Source organism: Micromonospora sp. BS32 (assembly GCF_059089345.1).
In genome coordinates, this window is record NZ_JBSSHR010000003.1 from 422,878 (window position 1) to 442,891 (window position 20,014).

Below are 20,014 nucleotides of genomic sequence, written 5' to 3' on the forward strand. Positions count from 1 at the left end.
AATGCGCCGGTGGGACGGCCGGCGTGCGAGAACGTTAACGTGACATTGGCCACAGTAGATATCCGTCCGGCCGACACCTCGCCTGCGGCGGCGGTGTGGGCCGCCCACCCGGTCCGCGCCGGATCACCGGCCGCGGCGGCGGGACCGGGCCAGCCCGAGCAGCACCAGCGCGGCGGGGCGGGGTACTACTGCGCGACGCCTGCTGGCACGAACAGGCTGGAGATTGCTGTTCGTGACTGTTCCCGACAGAAAGAGCGACACACTGGTCGCCCGCCCCGCCTTGGCCCGACTGCGCCCGGCGTTTCCGTTTGCGGCGACCGTCAACCCTGCAGCCACCCACAAACCCCAATGATCCGGATCCAGTCCGACTAGGCCACTGTGTGCTGGTTGACCGTGAACGCACCGATCGCGTTTGTCCACTATCCGGACAGAGCCTCGGGAAAGGGCACAAGGCGATTCAACGAGCGCGGCCCACCCAAAGACCGGAATTCTCGCCGCCTCGGGACTACTTTCGGCAACCCGGGCTGTGCCTGCCTTGTCAGCAATTACGGTGCTTTAACGTGACCGCTATTCGCATTGCTGCCGTTGCGCTCAGCGCCATTCTGACCACGCCCGCCGTGGCGGCCGGGTCATCGACGTTGGCGGCGTCCGCGCCGTACGTGCCCTGCCCGGCCGTGAAGCCGCCAGTGCCCCCGCCCGCCGCACCGTCGCCGCCACCGGTCGGTCCCGCCGACCTGGCCGTCGGCGGCGAGACGCTTGCGACGGCGGGGCTGGCCATTCCCACGGGTGCGCCGATGGCGCCGTCGGTGACCGCCACCTCGTGGGTCGTGGCCGACCTCGACAGTGGCGCGGTGCTGGGTGGATGCGGCCCGCACGAGCACCGCACGCCAGCCAGCGTGCAGAAGATGCTCCTGGCCGCGGCCCTGATGCCCCACCTCGAGCCAGCACAGGTGGTCGAGGTGACCCGGGCGGATCTGCAGGATCTCGATCCGGCCAGTTCACGAATGGGGGTGGTCGAGGGCGGCCGTTACTCGATCGAGAGCCTGTGGCTCGGGCTTCTCCTCAAATCGGGAAACGACGCGGCCAACGTGCTGGCCCGCGCCGGCGGTGGCACCGCCGGGCGGCAGGGCGGCGTGCAGGCGATGAACGAGGAGGCGCACCGGCTGGGCGCAAACCAGACCCACGCGGCGACACCGTCCGGCCTGGACGGCAGCGGTCAGTACACCAGCGCGTACGACCTGGCGCTGATCGCGCGCGCCACCTACGCCCGCGCAGACTTCCGGCGATATATCGCCACCCGAGTGGCGGAGATACCGGCAGCATCGGGAACCCCAGGCTTCTCCATCACCCACGACAACACGCTGCTGGACCACTACCCGGGGACACTCGGGGGGAAGACGGGCTTCACCGACCTGGCTCGACAGACGTACGTGGGGGTGGCCGAACGTAACGGCCGGCGGCTCGCCGTGACCCTGCTCGGCGCGGAGACCGCGCCACTGGGGAGCCTGGGCGAGGCGGCAGCCCTGTTGGACTGGGGCTTCGCTCTTCCGCCCGACGCGTCGGTCGGGCGCCTGGTCGCCCCCGACGAGAAGAAGTACGACCGTCCCCTTACGGAGGTCAGAGGCGAGCACCACGGTCACGCTGGGGCAGGACCATCGTTCTCGTTGACGGCCATCCTCGGCCTCGGCGCCGCCGTCGTACTGGCCGTCCCGCTCCTGGCAGCTCCCTGGCGACGAAGGGCCGCGCGCCGGGCTGTCAACCCGTAGGAAGCCGACGACCAACCGGTCGGTTTTCCCGGAAGGCGAACGACACCAACCGCCACCGGCGCCAAACCGCCCATCCTGAGGGTGACCAACGTGCCTGGGCAGTCCAGCAGCGATGCCCCAGGTCAGGGCGCAGCATTCACGGTAGAGGTACCTCTGTCATCGGCGGCCGGTGCCTAGACTCCGGCTGATGAGTACCTTCGTGCTGATCCATGGAGCGGGTGACGTCGGCTGGTACTGGCACCTGGTGGCCGCCGAGCTGCGGACGCACGGGCACGACGTGGTCGCCCCCGACCTGCCAGCCGACGACGATACGGCGCAGCTGACCGACTACGCCGACGCGGTGGTAGCGGCCGTCGGCGACCGGACGGACCTGGTCGTCGCGGGGCAGTCGTTCGGCGGGTACACGGCACCGCTGGTCGCCGACCGGCTTCCGGTGGACGCGCTGGTCTTCGTGGCCGGGATGATCCCCGCACCGGGCGAGCCACCCGACGACTGGTGGGCCAACACCGGCTACCGCGCCGCGGTGCGAGAACAGGCGGCCCGCGACGGCGGCCTGACCGGCAACGATGACCCGTACGTGTCCTTTTATCACGACATGCCGCGGGCGCTGGCCGAGGAGGCGATGAGCAAGGAGCGGAACCACCCCTCAGCCGCCGCCATGCGGGCGCCATGGCCGCTCAAGGCGTTGCCGGACGTGCCGACCGGGTTCGTACTGTGCACGCAGGACCGATTCTTCCCGCCGGACTTCATGCGCCGGCACGTGGCCGAGCGCCTGGGCATCACCCCGGACGAGATCGCCGCGGGTCACTGCGCTGCGCTCAGCCGGCCAAAGGAGCTGGCGGACATCCTGCGGCGGCACGCCCGCGGCTGAACCCCTCGCTCACGGGCAACTCGGGCTCGCGCTCACCTGCCAGCCTGAGACGCAAACGGTGCGCGCTGCAATCGATCTCAGCGCGCACCGGCGCCGGACGACCTTGTCGCCGCGGCGGCGCTGTCCGTGGCCGAGATGGATCGGCAGACCGAGGGATTTGAACCCGCCAGGTGAGCTTGTCGAGCACCACTTGGCGTGGCCGCATTCATGCCTTGTTCGGACTGACCAAGCCTGTTTGGTACGCGATCACCACCAGTTGAGCCCGGTCGCGCGCACCCAGTTTCGCCATCGCGTGGCTGACATGGGTGCGCGCCGTGGCCGGGCTGAGAAACAATTCGGTACCGATCTCGTTGTTGCTCAGGCCCCGCCCCACCAGCGCCAGCACTTCGCGCTCGCGCTGGGTCAGCACCGCGAGCCGGTCCTCCCCGGCCTGGGTGGCTGCTCGTTGCGCGGTGAACTGGCCGATGAGGCGTCGGGTGATCCGCGGCGCGAGCAGGGCGTCTCCTGCGGCGACCACCCGGATGGCGTGCAGGAGCTCGGCCGGTCCGGCGTCTTTGAGCAGAAAGCCGCTGGCACCGGCTTGTAATGCCTCGAAGACGTACTCGTCGGTGTCGTAGGTGGTGAGGATGAGGACCCGGACCTGCTCCAACCCGTGCGTCTCGGCGATCTGGACGGTGGCTCGAATCCCGTCCAGCTTTGGCATGCGGATGTCCATGAGGACGACGTCGGGGCGGGTCGCGCGGGCCCGCTCGACGGCTTCGGCGCCGTTGGTGGCCTCTCCCACCACCATGATGTCCTCCTCGAGGTCGAGCAGGACCTTGAACCCGGATCGCACGAGGCCCTCATCATCGGCGAGGAGCACCTTGATGGGAGCGTTGGTTGACGGTGGCGCGGCCGCCGCGTTCACAGGCGTGACCCGGTCGGCGTGAGGGGCAGCCGGGCCCTGACCTCGAACCCTCCGCCCCGAATTGGCTCCGCGTCGAGTTCTCCGCCCAGCAGTTGGCAGCGCTCGCGCATTCCAAGAATTCCGCGGCCGGGCTTGGCCGAGCTGCCGGTGCTGGTCGAATGCTGGGCCGGTAGGTGCGGGTGAGCGGGGTCGTCACCTGGGACGGCACGGCGGCCCTCGTCAGTCACGCGGATCTCTAGGACGTCGATCCCTTGGTTCAGCGCTACCGTCACCCGGGTGGGGCCGACGTGGCGGATCACGTTGGTGATCGATTCCTGCAGGATTCGGTAGGCGGCACTGCCCACCGCGCTCGGCAACGGGGTCGCGGGCGAGGTCTGCTCAAGTTTGATGTCGAGTCCGGCATCGCGTGCCTTGACAGTGAGTTCGTCGATCTGTCCAAGCCCGGGGTACGGCACGCGCGCGTCGTCGTCGTCACGGAGTACCCCGAGGATGGCCCGCATCTCTCGCAGCGCGCGAGAACTGGTCTGCTCGATGGCTTGCAGCGCCTCGCGTGCCACTTCCGGCCTCTTGTCGAGCACGTGCGCGGTGACACCGGCTTGGACGTTGATGATTGCGATGGCGTGCGCAACAGTGTCGTGCACCTCGCGGGCGATCCGGAGCCGTTCGGCGTCGACCCGCGCCCGCGCCTCCTCCTCGCGAGTTCGTTCAGCTAGCTCAGCGCGCTCCTGAGCTTCGGCTGCGATGACCCGCCGAGACCGGACGGACTCGCCGAGGGCTGCGCTCATGACCGACGCACCGATCCGGAAGAACACCCAGCCGATGGCGGCGCGTGGCTCGATGTCGGCCGCGGCGACCAGCCACCCGACGGCCAGCACTGTGGTCCCCGCACCGGCGATCACCAGCGACCGGCGCCCGTCACCGTACCCGGTGAGGGTGTACAGGGCGACGAAGAGCCCGAGCCAGCCGGGCCCGTCCGGGAAGTCGAGGCTGAAGTACACCAAGCTGGCAAGTGCGGTCGTGACGAACACCAGAACCGGCCATCGGCGGCGGACAGCAACGACCAGGCCACTCACGGCCAGCAGCGCGAGTCCGAGATTTCCGAGGTCGGCGAGCGGACGCGGTGCCCCGTCGCCGGCAACCTTGGCGATTGTGCCCTGGACCTGCATCACGGTGATGAAGAGCGCGAGCGCCACGTCCTGCGCCACCACCCGCAGGGGGAACGACACGGCACGCTGCTTCATGTCGTGATCCTACGGTTCTCGTACCCGGGCGACGCTGCACCCAGATGCGCGACCTGCTACGCCGGCGGGCGTAGTGAGATGCGAGGTCGGCTACGCCCAATTGCGTAGACGCTGCCATCCACTGTGCGAGGTCACGGCGGCCTCCCCCGCGCGACGATCTTGGCCATGACCGATCACCCTCTACCGGTTCAAGGAGTGCGCCATGCGTAAGGCTTTCGCTGGCCTCGCGGCCCTGCTGATGCTGGCCGTCGTCGCACAGTTCTTCCTGGCTGCCAGCGGTGCGTTCGACACGGCACCCAACGATGAGTCCTTCCAGCCGCACCGCATGCTCGGAGGCGGAATCGTCTTCCTGGCGCTCCTGGTGGCCATCGCTGCCGCGACAGCTCGGCTGCCCGGACGGCTCATCGGGATGAGCGGCCTGGTCGCCGGGCTCGCGCTTCTCCAGTTCGTGATCAAGACGATCGCCACCGCGTTCGACGGCAGCGGCGGCAGCACGATGGCCGGCCAGCTCGTCTTCGGCCTGCACGCGGTCAACGGTCTCGCCATCATTGCGGTGGCCGGGAGGATCATCCGCCAGGCCAGGCAGCTGTCAATGCCGGCCGCACCCGCACGACAGGCGTCATGACCACCAGGCTGTTGATCATCCTGGACCACGTCGTCGCGTTGCTGAGCGTCGCCGCGTGGTTCGCGGCCGGCGTCACAATTGCGCTCCGGCGTACCCGGCTGGCGCTTGCCGGCCTCGTCGCGGCGGTGCTCATGACGCTCGTCCGGGTGGGCACCGTGGCGATGCTTGCCGGCCGCGGCTGGTGGTTCGTGCAGGAAAAGGTGCTCCTGGGGCTGCCGATGCTGGGCCTCGCGGGGGCCGTCGCCGTGCTGCTCGCCGGTCCGCGACTGCTCGCGGCGAGGCGGGGGCGAGGCAACGGAGCGTCGGTAGGCGGTGTCGTCTCGGTGCTCGCCACGGCTTACGCGGCGCTGGCCGGTCTTGTGGTGACCTTCCTGGTCGGGTACCCGCTCACGGTGAGCACGGCCTTGATCACGATCTCGCTGGTGGGCGCCGGCGGGTTGCTGACCCTACGGGTGGTCGCGGCTGCCGCCGAAAAGGCCACTGATGCGAGCGTGGCGCAGGCGCGGGAGGGTCAACGCACGATCTCGCGCCGCCGGTTCATCGCCTGGACCGGTGGTGCCGTCGTGGTGACCGCGGGCGGCGGCGGCATCGGGCTGTCGTTCCTTCCCACCAAAGCGGTGACCAGGGGAGGCGGCCCTGGGCGCTCGTCCCGAGCGGCCGTGTCGGTGGCCGATTTACGGGGCTCCGGCTCACCGGCAGCGGGTGGCGCCGTGCGGCGGCACGTGCTCACCGCGAAGAAGGCCACCGTACGGCTGGCGTCCGGACGAGACATTGACGCGTGGACCTACAACGGGGAGGTCCCGGGTCCGGCGATCATCGCGACCCAGGGTGACCTGATCGAGGTGCGGCTGCGCAACGCCGACATCGAGAAGGGGGTGACCCTGCACTGGCACGGGTACGACGTACCGTGCGGCGAGGACGGCGTGCCGGGTTTGACCCAGATGGCTGTAGGGCCGGGTGAGGAGTTCGTCCACCGGTTCCGTGCCGACCAGGTCGGCACCTACTGGTACCACACCCATTACGCGTCCCATGTCGGGGTACACAAGGGGCTGTACGGAACCCTCGTCGTGGAACCGCGCGACGGACAGCGAGCCGACGAGCACTCCGCGGCAGAGCAGGTGGACCTGACCCTGCCCGTACACACCTTCGACGGCACGGTCGTGATCGACAGCAGGGACGGCCAAACCGAACACCCCGCACCACCCGGCACACCGGTACGGCTGCGGCTGATCAACACCGACTCGAGTCCGCACCGGATCGTCCTCGCCGGAGCCCACTTCCGGGTGGCGGCCATCGACGGCCGGAACCTCAACCAGCCCGGTGAGGTCAGCGACGTCGCACTGCACCTGCCCGCAGGCGGGCGATACGACCTGGTGTTCCTCATGCCGGACACGCTCGTGGCGCTCGTCGTCGACGACGATCGTGACGGTGGACTGCGCCTCCGCCCGCACGGCGACTCCCTCGCTGAATCGCACATCGCGGACACGTCCGACCTGCCGGAGCTGGACCTGCTGCGGTACGGAACTCCGGCCGCCGCGCCTTTCGATCCCCGCAGTGCCGACCGGCACTTCATCATGGTGCTCGACCGTGGAGTAGCCATGGTCGACGGCCGACCGGCATATGCCCAGACCGTCAACGGCCGAGGTCACCCCGCCATCCCCGACCAGCTCGTCGCCCAAGGCGACATCGTCCGGTTCACCGTCGTAAACCGAAGCCTGGAAACGCATCCCTGGCATTTGCACGGCCATCCCGTGCTGATCCTGGCCAGGGACGGGACACCGTCGACGGGCAGCCCGTTGTGGGTGGACACATTCGACGTTCGGCCGGGCGAGACATGGGAGGTGGCATTTCGCGCCACGAATCCCGGGATCTGGATGAACCATTGCCACAATCTGCCCCACGCGGATCAGGGCATGATGCTGCGGCTCCACTACGACGGCGTCACGACGCCATTCGGCGGCCCGCACGGCGGAAGCCCGGGCCATGGCCACTGATCCGGTCCGCGCCGCTTCCCTGCCCACCTCGACGTCAGCAACACGGTGCGGGAGAGCGCGCCGTCCTGGACATCCCGCGACTTCCTTGATCCCTGATCGCGGATAGCGGTAGCGGATAGCGGATAGCCACAACGCTCAACGACTTGAGGAGAAGATGATGACAACCGAGGCTCCCCGTACGGATGGAGCTCTGGCGAGACTTGCCCGGTTCTGTTACCGGCGCCGCCGCCTCGTGCTGTTGACCTGGATCGTCGGCGTGATCGCTGTGGCGTTCGTCGGCTTCAATTACGGTGCCGCCTCTGACAACGACTACTCCGGTGGTAACTCCGATTCCGCCAAGGCGCAGGCGCTGATCGAGAAGCACTTCCCCGAGCAGCAAGGCGACACGCTGACTCTCGCGATCAAGGCAAAGAAGGGAATCGACGACCCCGCCGTACAGCAAAAAATCGAAAAGGTCATCGCCGATCTGGACGCCTCACCCATCACCGGGCCGGTGACCTCGCCGTACGAGGACGAAAAGCTGGTGACGCAGGATCGTCGTATCGCCCGTACGACCATCCCACTGACCGCCAGGGATGTGGCGAAGACCGAGGTCAAGCCTCTGGTGGACACGGTCAAGGAAGCCTCCGGCGACGGCGTGACGCTGGGGCTGGGCGGGGAGAAGGCGGAAAAGGCCGAGACGCCCCCGCAGGGTCCGGCCGAGAGCGTGGGCGTCCTGACGGCAGCCGTGATCTTGTTCATCGCCTTCGGGTCGCTGGTGGCGATGGGCCTGCCAATCGTGACCGCGCTGCTGGCGCTCCTCGGCGGCATCGCCCTGATGAAGCTCGTGGGGCATGTTGTCCCCGCGCCGGATTTCGCGGTGATCTTCGCCGCGATGATCGGGCTCGGCGTCGGCATCGACTACGCACTGTTCATCGTGACCCGCTACAAGGACGCCCTGGAGGACGGCGACGAGCCCCAGAGCGCCACGGTCAAGGCCATCACCACCGCGGGTCACGCGGTGCTGTTCGCCGGCACGACCGTCGTGATCGCGTTGCTGGGCCTGGTCGTCATGGGAGATCGGATGATGACCGGGCTGGCCGTCGCCACGTCGGTGGCCGTGCTGGTCACGGTGATCGCCGCGGTGACCCTGCTGCCGGCGTTCCTGGGCTTCACCGGCCACAAGATCAACTCGCTGCGGCTACCCCGCCGCTCGTCCCGGCGGCACGGGGCCGGCGGCGTTCCGTCCGGGGATCGCCGTACCCTCGCCGAGCGCTGGGCGGGCGTGGTGCAGCGCTGGCCGCTCGCCGCCGCGATCCTGGCCGGCGCGGTCATGCTGGTGCTGGCCGCACCCGTGCTGTCGATGCGGCTGAGCATGCCCGACGCCAGTGTCCAGCCCCACGACAGGAGCAGCTACACCTCCTACGAGATCATCTCCGAGGGCTTCGGGCCCGGTTACGGCGCACCCCTGATCTTCGCCACCGAGGTCGACTCCTCCGGCGCAGATCTGCGTCCCGTCGTCGCGGCGGTCGGCAAGATCGAGGGCATCGCTTACGCAACCCAGCCCCGGGTCAGCAAGGATGGGCAGGCCGTCACCTTCATGGCCTTCCCGACGACCGGCTACCAGGACGAGGCGACCGCGGACCTGGTGCACAAGCTCCGCGACGACGTGCTGCCCAAGGCATCCGGCGGCGAAGAGGTCTATGTCGGCGGCCCGAACGCCGCCACCATCGACTACGCCGACGGGGTCAGCTCCCGCCTGCTCCCGATGATCGCGATCGTCATCGTGCTGTCCCTGGTGGTGCTGATCGCGCTGGTCCGGTCGGTCACGATCGCGCTGCAGGCCGCCGTGATGAACGTGCTGTCGATCGCCGCCGCCTATGGCGTGATCGTCGCGGTCGTGCAGTGGGGATGGTTCGGCCCCGCCCTCGGATTCCCCACCGAGATGCCGGTCACGGCCTTCATACCGGTGACGATGTTCCCGCTCCTGTTCGGCCTTTCCATGGACTACGAGGTCTTCCTGATCTCGCGGGTCCGTGAGGAGTACGAGCGCACCGGCGACACCCGGATGGCCGTCACCCGCGGGCTGGCACGGACGGCCAAGGTCATCACGGCCGCGGCCGCCATCATGATCGCCATCTTCATGACCTCCCTGCTCGGCCCCGACGTCTCCCTCAAGCAGGGAGGTCTGGGCATGGCCGTCGCCGTGCTCATCGACGCCACCATCGTCCGGATGGTCCTCGTCCCCGCGGTAATGGAACTGTGCGGCAAGGCCAACTGGTGGATGCCCGGACGCCGGGCACCGAAGGCGAACTCCGCTTCACAGGCCAGGGTCCGGGAGGAGGCCAGAGTCTGACCCACCTCGAGTCCAGGCAGTGCGGGGGAACCCTCGGGCGAGGAGTTCCCACGCATTCTTGTCAGCAGCCGGCCAGCCGAATGACCGAACGTGAGCCAGGAGATCAGCAGCGACCTCGCCCGCGTCGACCTCGCTTGAGCGAGGAGCGGATCATCGCCGTCGTCGAGGAGCTCGGAGACCTGGTAAGCGCCCTGCGCGACGCCGAGCCGGAACACAAGCTGGAGGTCTACCGCAGCCTCCCTACCGGGTCTCAGGCACGTTCAAGTGTGTCGTTCCGAGTGCCGTGGTCGCGGTGCCCGCACAGCAGACGGCCCAGAAAGGGCGAGGGGCGTCGCACCGATTCCGGCAATTGGTGTTCCCGGCCTGCGCTCAGTCAATCACCTGCAGAGGCGACGTGACCGGCCCTGTTGATCCAGGTAGTAGCAGACCCCCTCAACCCTGGTCCCCGGGTGTCCCGGCCGATCCGACCGGGTGCGACGGGATGATCTGCGGTTGACCGGGAACGCTGGGTTCGGACCGACCATCGTGGCAGCGGCTTGACGGCGGGGCCGGCAGGAGCCGCTTGCGGACGACCTGGGGAGGTGTGGGTGACCGCGACAGCACGGAGGCCTACGCCGGCGGAGCCGTGGCCGGACGTACCGGCGGGGCCGGGGGTGCCCAGCGGTGCCTGTCGGGACCTGCCGCCGGAGTTGGGGCCGGATGCGATCGGCGTGCTCGAGGGCCGTACGTTTATGTTCTCCGATGCCTGCGGGGACGTGCCACGAGGCTCGATCGGCGGCCTGGTGCACGACGACACCCGGTTTCTCAGCCACTGGCAGTTGACGATCGATGACGCGGCGCTGCTGGTCCTCTCCTCGGGAACCGTCGACGCCTACTCGGCGACGTTCTTCCTGGCCAACTCCGACCTGCCCCACCTGTCCGCCAACCGGGTAGGCGTGCGGCGCCAGCGCTTCGTCGGCGACGGGCTGCACGAACGGATCGAACTGCGGTACTTCGGCATCGAGCCGGTATCGGTCCGACTGCGTCTGGCGGCCGGGACGGATTTCGCCGACCTGTTCGAGATCAAGGAGTCCGGCCGCGACCGGACCCCGGACATCTCCCGGCAGCACGAGCCGGACGGCCGGGCGCTCATGTTCGGGTACCGCAACGGCAGCTACGCGGCGTCGGTACGGGTCGAAGCCGACCCGCCGGCCGACCTGGTCGACGGCGACGCGCTCGTGTGGAACGTGCGCCTCGAGCGGGGACAGCAGTGGAGCTGTGCGGTGAGCGTTCCCCTGCGCTGCGGTGAGGATCATTACCGCCCCGTGCTGCGGGGGTTCGGCGAGGCGTTCGATCACGGGCCGGAGGACCCGTCGACGCGGTGGGCGGCGGAGAAGCCCCATCTGCACTCGGACGCGGACCTGCTCCGCGACATCTACCACCAGTCGGCGGTGGATCTGGTCTCCATGCGGATCGAGAAAAGCATCGCGGGTGAACCCGTCGTCCTTCTCGCGGCGGGTCTGCCGTGGTTTCTCACCACCTTCGGTCGCGACACGCTGATCACCGCCTACCAGAGCATGACCTGCGGCCCGGATGTCGCCCGCGGCGCCCTGATCGTGCTGGCCACGCATCAGGCGACGACGTTCGATGACTTCACCGACCAGGAACCGGGCAAGATCTTCCACGAGTACCGCTCGGGCGAGCTCACCCAGCTCGGGCTCAAGCCCTACCACCCCTACTATGGCGGCGCCGACACCACCGCGCTCTGGCTCGTCCTGCTGTCGGAGTACTGGCGGTGGACCGGGGACGACGATCTCGTGCGCCGGCTGCGCGACAACGCCGATGCCGCGCTGCGATGGATCGACGACTACGGAGACCGCGACGGCGACGGGTACGTCGAATACGCCACCCGCTCCAGCCAGGGCCTGGGCAACCAGTGCTGGCGTGACTCTCCCGACGGCGTGCAGTACGCCGACGGCACCATTCCCTTCCTACCGATCGCCACCTGCGAGACACAGGGCTACACCTACGACGCGAAACTGCGGATGGCGGAACTTGCCGACGGGCCGTGGCAGGACCCGGAGGTGGCCCAGCGGCTACGCGCGGAGGCCGCAGCACTGCGCGAGCGGTTCAACCGGGATTACTGGATCCCCGAGCGGGGCGGCTACTACGCCGTTGGCCTTGACGGCGACAAACGACCCATCGACTCGATGACTTCGAACATGGGCCACCTGTTGTGGAGCGGCATCGTTCCCTACGACCGCGCCGCTCAGGTCGCGCGGCATCTGATGTCTCCCGAGATGTTCTCCGGATGGGGCGTACGCACGCTCTCCACCGCCGATGTCGGCTACAACCCGATCGGCTACCACGTCGGCACGGTGTGGCCGCACGACAACTCGATCATCGCGGCCGGGCTGGCCCGCTACGGTCACCGCGACGAGGCCAACCGGATCGCGATGGCGATGCTGGAAGCCTCGTGCCACTCCGGACACCGACTGCCCGAGGCGTTCTCCGGCTACGACCGGTCCTTCGGCCGTCAACCCGTGCCGTACCCCACCGCCTGCAACCCCCAGGCCTGGGCCAGCGGGGCACCCCTGCTGCTCCTGCGCACGATGCTCGGCCTCGAACCCCGCGACGGCCGACTCGCCGCCGACGCCCACGTCCCCGACCAACTCGGACAGGTCCGCCTGCACCACGTGCCGGCGCTCGGCCGTCGGTGGAACGTCGACACTGTCCGATCCGAGTGCAGGGTCTCGCTCGCCGAGTAGCCGCGCTGCCCAGGCAAGGTCGGAGACGTGGCTGCCGAGTGCGGTCAGGGGACGGGCGTGACGGTGAGTCCGTCGAGCAGGACGGTCGCGGAGGCGCTCACCTGCACGACGTGGCGGCCCGGTGGTGCGAGCGCCGCCGAGGTGGCGGTGAGTCCCTCGAGCGGCAGTTCGTCGCCGTCGAGTCGGATCCGGATTGCGCTGTGGTCGTCGCCGGCCGGCTGGGCGGTGATCCGCAGCCGGGCCGGGGCGTCGAGGTGCACGTCGTAGGCCACCCAGTCACCCGGCTCGAGCCGGACCAGCAACCGGTCGTCGTGGTCGCGCGGTGCGCCGTCGGTGTGTGAGAAGTCCAGTGGCCGGTCCTGTGACTCGGGTGAGCGGACGATGGTCACCTGGTCGTCGGGGCGGAAGCCCGCCAGCGGCGTGGCGCTGGCAGTTCCGTACGAGTCGCCCGCACCACGGAAGGAGAAGCCTGTCGCGGGCAGGCGCAGCGGCGGCCGGCGTAGCAGCGCGTTGACCACCTCCGGACGGTAGACGCAGGCGGCCAGGTCGACGTTGTCGAGCAGATCGAGCAGGGTACCCCAGACGCGGTCGGGGTCCGGGCGTTCTCCCTTGCCATGGGCATACGTCAGCACCTCTGCCCACCCGTCGGGCGCGACCACCGAGCAGGGGGAGGTCAGGGTCTCGATCTTCTTCCAGGGCCAGAAGTTCCACGAGATCTCTTCGTCCTCGTAGAGCTGGAACGCGGTCTGCAGCCAGTCGAGGTTGTTCTCACCCCCCTCCCCCATGTAGATGGGCAGGTTGAGCCGTTCTCGCACGTCGAGGAATCGCTGGATGCCGGGCTGGTCCGGGGGTGACCAGTAGCGGTGGAACTGCAGCACCGACTGCGGATCCCACACCTCGGTGAAGATGTCCCAGTTGGTGGCCCAGTGCATGCCCTCGTAGATGATCAGGTGGTTGGGGTCTACGGCGCGGATGGTGTCGGTCAGCTCGCGATAGAGCGCGACGAGTTCGTCGGCGTGCTGGTACTGGTACTCGTTGGGCAGGGGCTCGTTGAGCAGGTCGTACCCGGCTACCATGGGCTCGTCGCGGTACCGCTGCGCGAGGGCCTGCCACAGGGCCACGGTCTGCTCCTGGTAGCGGCGGTCGGTGAACAGTTCCGGCAGGCCGCGTGGCGAGTCGTCGATGTTGGTGCCGGTCTGGCCGCCGGGGGCGCCGTGCAGGTCGAGGACCACCCAGAGCCGGTGGACCCGGCATCTGTCGATCAACCAGTCGATCGGGGCGAAGGCGTCGGGTCGCAGGTGACCGTCGTCGGTCAGCAGCCCTCGCGCGTTGATCGGCAGACGGACGTGGTTCATGCCTTCGGCGGCGATCCGGGCGAGGTCGGCGTCGGTGATGAACCGCTCCCGGAAGCCGGCCCAGAACTGCTCGGCGCGGTCGGTTCCGACGAGGTCGGCGAAAAGTGCCTCGATTTCACGGGGCGACTGCGGGCCGGGCGGTTCGAACTTCCACATGTACCCCTCGGGCAGGAGCCAGTTCCCCAGCCCCACGCCGCGCAGGAGCACCGGCTGGCCGTGGCCGTCGTGCAGGCGCCCGTCCACGGCGCGCAGGAAGCTGTTCATGGTGTAATCCCTCACTTGAGACCCGACATGGTGAAGCCGCGGACGACGTGCCGGGAGAAGATCGCGAAGACGATCAGGATGGGCACGACCATCAGCGACGCGCCCGCCATCTGCAGCGGTGGGTTGACACTCAGCTGTTTGTTCAGCAGTGACAGGCCGACGGCGAGGGTGTACTTCTCCTCGTCGTTGGCGATGATCAGCGGCCAGAGGAAGCTGTTCCAGCCCGCGATGAAGACCAGTACGGCCTGCACCGCGAGGATCGGCCGGGACAGTGGCAGCACGATCGAGCGGAACACCCTGGCTTCACCGGCGCCGTCGAGTCGCGCGGCCTCGAGCAGCTCATCCGGGATGGTGATCATGAACTGCCGGAACAGGAAGATGCCGAACCCGCTCACCAGCGCGGGCAACGCGATGCCGACCAGTGTGTTGGTCAGGCTGACGCTGTTGAGCAGCAGATAGGTCGGAATCATCGTGACCTGGACCGGGATCATCATCGTGGCCAGCACGAGCCCGAACATCACCTGCTTGCCGCCGAAGCGGAACTTCGCAAAACCGTATCCCGCCATGGCCATCAGCAGCAGGCCGACGAAGCTGATGAGCACGACCACGACCGTGTTGATCAGATACCGGCCGAAGTCGAGATCCTCGAACAGCCGTTGGTACGCCGCGAACGACACCTCCGAGGGCAGCACCTCGGGCGGATAGCGGCGTGACTGACTCAGCGGCTTCACCGACGTGGTGAGCATCCAGAAAAACGGGAACGCGGTCAGGACCGCGCCGGCGGACAGCACGATCGCCAGTGGAGCCAGACGCCACCGGCGGCGGACGGCAGGACTAGTCATGCGAGAGCCTCCTGGCGCGCAGCTGGACGGCGGTGACGGCGAAGATGGCGACGAAGAGCACGAGCGAGGCGGCCGAGGCGAACCCGAACTCGTTGAGCTGGAACCCCTGCTGGTAGATGTAGAGCGAGATCGAGGTGGTGGACCCGGTGGGACCGCCCCTGGTGAGGACGTACGGCTCGTCGAAGAACTGCATCCAGAAGATCAGCGTGGTGACCGTGACGAAGAAGATCGCGAAGCGCAGCAGGGGCACGGTCACGCTAATGATCTTTCGCCACTCTCCTGCGCCGTCCAATGACGCAGCCTCGTGGTACTCCCTCGGGATGGACTGGAGCGCGGCGAGGAAGATGACGATGTTGAGCCCGGAGGCGCGCCAGACCGCCACCAGCGCGACGGAGAACTTCGCCGCGGTCGGTTCGCTCCACCAGGGCACCGGGTCGACGCCGGCCAGACCCAGCAGGTAGTTGATCAGGCCGAACTGCCCGTTGAGCAGGTATCCCCAGATCAGCGAGATGGCGACGATGGCCGTGATCGCCGGCAGGAAGTAGAAGCTCGTCAGGAAGCGGAAGAACCGTGACTGGCTCTGGTTGAGCGCGATGGCGACCGCGAGGGATCCGAGGATGATCACTGGTACGCCGCACGCCACGAAGATTCCGGTGTTGCCCAGCGCGGACCAGAACTCGCCGTCGGCGAACAGGCGCTGGTAGTTTTCCAGCCCGACGAAGCGCGCCGCGGCGGGGTCACCCAACCCGCGCAGGTCGAGGTCGGTGAGGCTCACGCCCGCCGCCACGAGAATCGGCAGGATCCCGAACGCGACCAGAAGCGCGAACGCGGGTCCAATCAGGATGTACGGGGTCAGTGGGCGCTGTCGCCGGCGGCGGCGTGCCGGCTGCCTGGATGCCGTCGGCCCTACCCCGGGCGGGGCCGTGTCCGTGGCGCGAATGGTGTCGGTCATGAGGTCTCCTGTTCGGTCCAGGTGGGCGCGCAGCGCGCCCACCTGGAATCCGGGCTACTTCTGCAATGCGCCGATGTCCTGGTTCAATTTCGCGAGGGTGGCCGTGCGGTCGGCGCCCTTGAGGGCGATCTCGTTGAGGGCGGAGAGCAACTTCTTGCTGACCGGATCCCAGGCCGAGGTGAGCGGCAGCAACTTCGCGTTGGTCAGCTGCTGGGCGTACACCTTGACGTTCGGGTCGTCGGCCAGGCCCGGGTCGTTGAGTGCCGCCTTGACCGCCGGCAGCTCACCGGTGCTCTCGTACCACTTGAGCTGCGTCTCCGGCTCGGCAAGGTAGTCCAGCAGCTTGACTGCCGCCTCCACGTTCTGCGACTTGCTGAAGACGCCCAGGTTGGAACCCGCGTACAGGGCGGTGCCGGCCTTGTCGCCGGGCATGGGAGCGACGGCCCACTTGCCGGCGAGGTCCGGCGCCTGCTCGGTGATCTCCTTCGCGAGGTAGGGACCGGAGATGAGCATGGGGGTGGTGCCGGAGACGAAGCCCTGCGTCTGGTCGAAGTCCGACGCGGTGGGTACCAGCTTGTCGGCGTAGAAGCTCAGGTAGTAGTCCGTCGCGCGCGTGAACTCCGGGGTGTCGAGGTTGATCCTGCCGGAGGCGTCGGCGATGTCCCCGCCGGCCTGCCAGGTGAACTGCACCGGCAGGGGGGCGTCCCACTGGGGGATGTAGTAGCCGTAGTTGCCCTTGCCCCGAGCGGCCAGCTTCCTGGCGTACTCCCGCACCTGGTCCCAGGTGGCCGGCGCGGCGCTCAGGCCCTCCTTGGCCAGGATGTCGGTGCGGTAGAACAGCACGCGGGTGTCGCTGACCCACGGCACGGAAAGCACCTTGCCCGCCGGATTCAGTTTGCTGGCCGCCGCCGCGTCGAGGAACTTGTCGTCGGCCAGGTTGGGGTGGGCCGACCTCATCGAACTCAGGTCGGCGAGCGCACCGGCGTCGATGGCGGTCGGCAGCAGCGAGAGCCCGATCTGCATCACATCGGGCCCGTTGCCGGACGCGACCGCGGTGGTGAGCTTCTCGTTCACGCTGTCCCACGGGACCGCGTCCACCTCGACCTTGATCTTCGAGCTCTTGGTGAAGTCACCGACGAGCTCCTCGAGCTTCGACCCGTCGTCGCCCATGACCCAGACCTTGAGCTTCGGTGCGCCTCCCGCGCCCGACTCGTCCCCACCGCAGGCGGCGAGCCCCGCCGACATCGCGAAGGCGGCCGCGACCGCGACACCGGCCTTCAGTAACCTGTTCATGCTGCAACTCCATTCTGATGGTGGTTGGGTGATCATTCGGCGGGAGCGCCCGGACGGTTCTGACCAACCGTCCGGGCATGCCGGGTGATGACGTCGCGATACCAGCCGGCGCTCGCCTTGGGTGTGCGGCGCAGGGTGTGGTAGTCCACATAGATGAGCCCGAACCGCTTGCCGTAGCCCTCGGCCCACTCGAAGTTGTCCATCAGCGACCACACGAAGTAGCCCCGAAGGTCGACTCCGTCGCGGATCGACTCGGCGGCCGCCTGCAGGTAGCCCCGCAGGTACTCGATCCGCTCGAGATCGACGACCTCGCCCTGGTGGCCGACGTAGTCGTCGAAACTCGCGCCGTTCTCCGTGACGTACAGCGGCAGCGCCGGGTACTCGGTGGCGACCCGTAGCAGCACGTTGCGCAGCGATTCCGGCTTCACCGACCACCGTAGGGACGTGGTAGCGGGCTTGGCCGGCACGGCCCGAGCACCCAGGTGCGGCTCGGCGTCGTCATGGCTCACGACGATCTGCTGGTAGTGGTTCACTCCGAGGAAGTCGATCGGCGTGGCGATGATCTGCTCATCCGGAGCTGCCACCAGATCTCGGAGCCCCTGCCGGGCGTACAGCTCGTAGACGGCGTCGGGATAGCGGCCGCGCAGGAGCGGGTCGAGGAACATGAGGTTGTTGTTGGCGTCCATCCGCCCGGCGGCGGCCAGATCGGCAGCGGTGTCCGAGGCGGGCACGATGTCCGTGATGAGGTGAGTGACGCCGATCCGGATCCCCGGCCGCCGTTCGCGCATCCGCGGCACGGCCAACCCATGGGCCAGGTTGAGGTGGTGCGCCGCCGCGACCGCGTCGGTGTCGCTGGTGCGCCCCGGGGCGTGTTTACCCGCGCCGTAGCCGAGAAAGGCCGAGCACCACGGCTCGTTGAGCGTCACCCAGTCCTCAGCAAGGTCACCCAGCTCGGTCACGACCCGCTCGGCGTACTCCGCGAAGCGTTCCGCTGTGGCGCGCACCGGCCACCCGCCCGCGTCCTCCAGTGGCTGCGGCAGGTCCCAGTGGTACAGGGTCACGAACGGGTGCAGGCCGCGCTCACGCAGCCCGGCGAGCAGTTGGCGGTAGAAGGCGACCGCCTTCGGGTTCAGTGGGCCGTGTCCGGCCGGCTGCAGCCGGGACCAGGACAGCGACAGCCGATATGCGGTGAGGCCAAGTTCGGCCATCAGGTCCAGGTCCGACTCCCACCGGTGGTAGTGGTCGCAGGCCACATCACCGGTCTCGCCACGTACCGTGGCGCCCGGGGTATGGGCAAAGGTGTCCCAGATGGAAGGACCGCGGCCGTCCTCGGTCACCGCACCTTCGATCTGGTAGGCCGCTGTCGCCGCGCCCCAGGCGAAGCCGACCGGAATGGCCGCCAGATCGAGTACGTCGAGGTCGGTTCCTACACCGGTGATCGTCATGCCTGTGCCTTCCCCGCGGGCTGCGTGTGTGCAGTCGTTGTCGTGAGATTGCCGTCGATGAACTGCTCAAGGGGCAGGAGGGCGGCGCCGAGCGCGACCGCATCGTCGCCGAGCTTGCTCGGCTCGAGCACGACCTGATCCGCCGGTCGGTGCAGCGCGAAGCGGGAGACCTGCCGGTGAAGTTCGGCCTGTCGACGCTCGACCAGGCGCAGCCCCGCCCAACCGCCGATGACCAACTGTTCGGGATTGAACAAGTTGACCAGGTTCGCCAGCCCCAGTCCGAGGATCTCGAGGGTCTCGTCGAGCACCCGCGCGGCCGCCGCGTCACCGGCGTCAGCGGCGTCGATGAGCCGGGCGAGAGCCTCCTCGTCCGGTCCGGCGACCTGCGCACCGGCCTCGCGCCAGCGCCGGACCACCGCGTCTCCGCCGACGTACGCCTCAAGGCAGCCACGGGCACCGCACTGGCAGGTCGGACCGCCATTGGAAACCTTGGTGTGACCCCACTCTCCCGCGCTGCTCGATGAACCGCGAAGGAGGCGCCCGCCGGCGATCACGCCGATACCCAGACCACGCCCCACCAGGACGACGATGCTGTGACTGCGCCCGCTGGACGCGCCGAACCAGGTTTCCGCCATGGCCAGGGTCTTCGCACCGTTGTCCGCGAGAATCGGCACGTCGGTCGGTACCAACAACTCGTCCAGCCCGGTCGCCTCCCAGCCGAGGCTCTGCGCGTAGACCGTCGTGGACCCGTCGTCAGCCGTGTCCACGACGCCGGGCAGTCCGAGACCGATCCCCACGAGCGCCCGGTCCGGGCCGGGATTGGCCACACGCAACTGGGCGACCGCCGCGTCCAGCACCCCTGCGATCCGATCGGGGCTAGTGACCCGGGTGGCGAGCCGGCGGAAGACCCGATCCACCCGCTGCAGGGACAGGTCGAACAACTCCGCCGTCACGCCGTGCTCGCCCACGTCCGCGCCGATCACGTACGCCCCGGCTTTCACCGGACGAAGCCGGGCGATCGGCCGCCCGCCGGAGGAGGGCAACGACCCGTGCTCCTCAACGAGTCCGTCGCGGATGAGGTCGCCGACGACGTTGGTTACCGTCGCCTGCGACAGCCCGCACTCGCTTGCCAGAGCGGCCCGGGTCGTCTCCCCGGTTAGCACGACCTGCCGGAGCACGGCGGCACGGTTACGTACCCGAAGGTCTCTGACGGTGGCGCGTGCAGTCATGGACACCCCTAAAGTCAGGACTTAGGTTAAGTCCTGGGATAACTAGCCGCAATACCCTGTTTCCAAGATCCTCATGGAAGAGCCGGGGGCAGCGCAGAGGCGGCATTGGCGATCACAGTGCGCCGCGCAACAGGACCAGCACAGCATG

Annotated in this window: 14 protein-coding genes; 6 read left to right on the forward strand and 8 right to left on the reverse strand. The window is 68.5% G+C overall.

The annotated features are described in order from the left end of the window. The first annotated feature begins 560 nt into the window (after positions 1-560). Both AC5RWQ_RS07385 and AC5RWQ_RS07390 read left to right on the forward strand, forming a co-directional pair. A complete protein-coding gene (locus AC5RWQ_RS07385; protein WP_494281980.1) occupies positions 561-1,766 on the forward strand; it encodes a D-alanyl-D-alanine carboxypeptidase family protein in 1,206 nt (401 codons plus the stop codon). 187 nt (positions 1,767-1,953) lie between these two features. Further along, positions 1,954-2,637 carry an alpha/beta fold hydrolase gene (locus tag AC5RWQ_RS07390; RefSeq protein WP_494281981.1) on the forward strand — a complete coding sequence of 228 codons (684 nt, stop codon included), beginning with the start codon at positions 1,954-1,956 and terminating at the stop codon, positions 2,635-2,637. A 205-nt stretch (positions 2,638-2,842) separates the two neighbouring features. On the opposite strand, the gene AC5RWQ_RS07395 is transcribed toward AC5RWQ_RS07390, so the two are convergent. Together AC5RWQ_RS07395 and AC5RWQ_RS07400 are read right to left on the reverse strand one after the other, a co-directional pair. Continuing rightward, entirely contained in the window at positions 2,843-3,544 is a 702-nt protein-coding gene (locus AC5RWQ_RS07395) for a response regulator transcription factor (RefSeq protein WP_494281982.1), read from the reverse strand. After that, positions 3,541-4,785: a sensor histidine kinase gene (locus AC5RWQ_RS07400; protein ID WP_494281983.1), complete on the reverse strand. Its 1,245-nt coding sequence runs from the start codon at positions 4,783-4,785 to the stop codon at positions 3,541-3,543. The genes AC5RWQ_RS07395 and AC5RWQ_RS07400 overlap by 4 nt, the downstream gene beginning before the upstream one ends. A gap of 202 nt (positions 4,786-4,987) precedes the next feature. Here AC5RWQ_RS07400 and AC5RWQ_RS07405 point away from each other — a divergent pair, with 202 nt between their 5' ends. The 4 genes from AC5RWQ_RS07405 to AC5RWQ_RS07420 all read left to right on the forward strand — a co-directional run bounded on the left by AC5RWQ_RS07405 (position 4,988) and on the right by AC5RWQ_RS07420 (position 12,486). After that, a complete protein-coding gene (locus AC5RWQ_RS07405) occupies positions 4,988-5,410 on the forward strand; it encodes a DUF6220 domain-containing protein (RefSeq protein WP_494281984.1) in 423 nt (140 codons plus the stop codon). Beyond that, positions 5,407-7,404 carry a multicopper oxidase family protein gene (locus AC5RWQ_RS07410; RefSeq protein WP_494281985.1) on the forward strand — a complete coding sequence of 666 codons (1,998 nt, stop codon included), beginning with the start codon at positions 5,407-5,409 and terminating at the stop codon, positions 7,402-7,404. Before AC5RWQ_RS07405 ends, AC5RWQ_RS07410 begins: the two co-directional genes overlap by 4 nt. Positions 7,405-7,561: 157 nt before the next feature. Then, complete coding sequence (locus AC5RWQ_RS07415; RefSeq protein WP_494281986.1) at positions 7,562-9,739, forward strand: MMPL family transporter; 2,178 nt, start codon at positions 7,562-7,564, stop codon at positions 9,737-9,739. Positions 9,740-10,392: 653 nt separating this feature from the next. Then, on the forward strand, positions 10,393-12,486 hold the full coding sequence (locus AC5RWQ_RS07420; RefSeq protein ID WP_494282038.1) for an amylo-alpha-1,6-glucosidase: 2,094 nt from the start codon (positions 10,393-10,395) through the stop codon (positions 12,484-12,486). A gap of 44 nt (positions 12,487-12,530) precedes the next feature. Here the strand turns inward: AC5RWQ_RS07420 and AC5RWQ_RS07425 are convergent, their stop codons facing one another. From AC5RWQ_RS07425 to AC5RWQ_RS07450, 6 genes are all read right to left on the reverse strand, one after another. Then, on the reverse strand, positions 12,531-14,105 hold the full coding sequence (locus AC5RWQ_RS07425) for a glycoside hydrolase family 5 protein (RefSeq protein ID WP_494281987.1): 1,575 nt from the start codon (positions 14,103-14,105) through the stop codon (positions 12,531-12,533). Between the two features lie 11 nt (positions 14,106-14,116). Beyond that, entirely contained in the window at positions 14,117-14,896 is a 780-nt protein-coding gene (locus AC5RWQ_RS07430) for a carbohydrate ABC transporter permease (RefSeq protein ID WP_494281988.1), read from the reverse strand. A 43-nt stretch (positions 14,897-14,939) separates the two neighbouring features. Continuing rightward, on the reverse strand, positions 14,940-15,722 hold the full coding sequence (locus AC5RWQ_RS07435; RefSeq protein WP_494281989.1) for a carbohydrate ABC transporter permease: 783 nt from the start codon (positions 15,720-15,722) through the stop codon (positions 14,940-14,942). 231 nt (positions 15,723-15,953) lie between these two features. After that, positions 15,954-17,192 (reverse strand): extracellular solute-binding protein, encoded by a 1,239-nt coding sequence (locus AC5RWQ_RS07440; RefSeq protein WP_494281990.1) that lies wholly within the window; start codon positions 17,190-17,192, stop codon positions 15,954-15,956. A gap of 32 nt (positions 17,193-17,224) precedes the next feature. After that, on the reverse strand, positions 17,225-18,637 hold the full coding sequence (locus tag AC5RWQ_RS07445; protein WP_494281991.1) for a GH1 family beta-glucosidase: 1,413 nt from the start codon (positions 18,635-18,637) through the stop codon (positions 17,225-17,227). Then, positions 18,634-19,815 (reverse strand): ROK family protein, encoded by a 1,182-nt coding sequence (locus AC5RWQ_RS07450; protein ID WP_494281992.1) that lies wholly within the window; start codon positions 19,813-19,815, stop codon positions 18,634-18,636. Before AC5RWQ_RS07450 ends, AC5RWQ_RS07445 begins: the two co-directional genes overlap by 4 nt. Positions 19,816-20,014 lie beyond the last annotated feature (199 nt).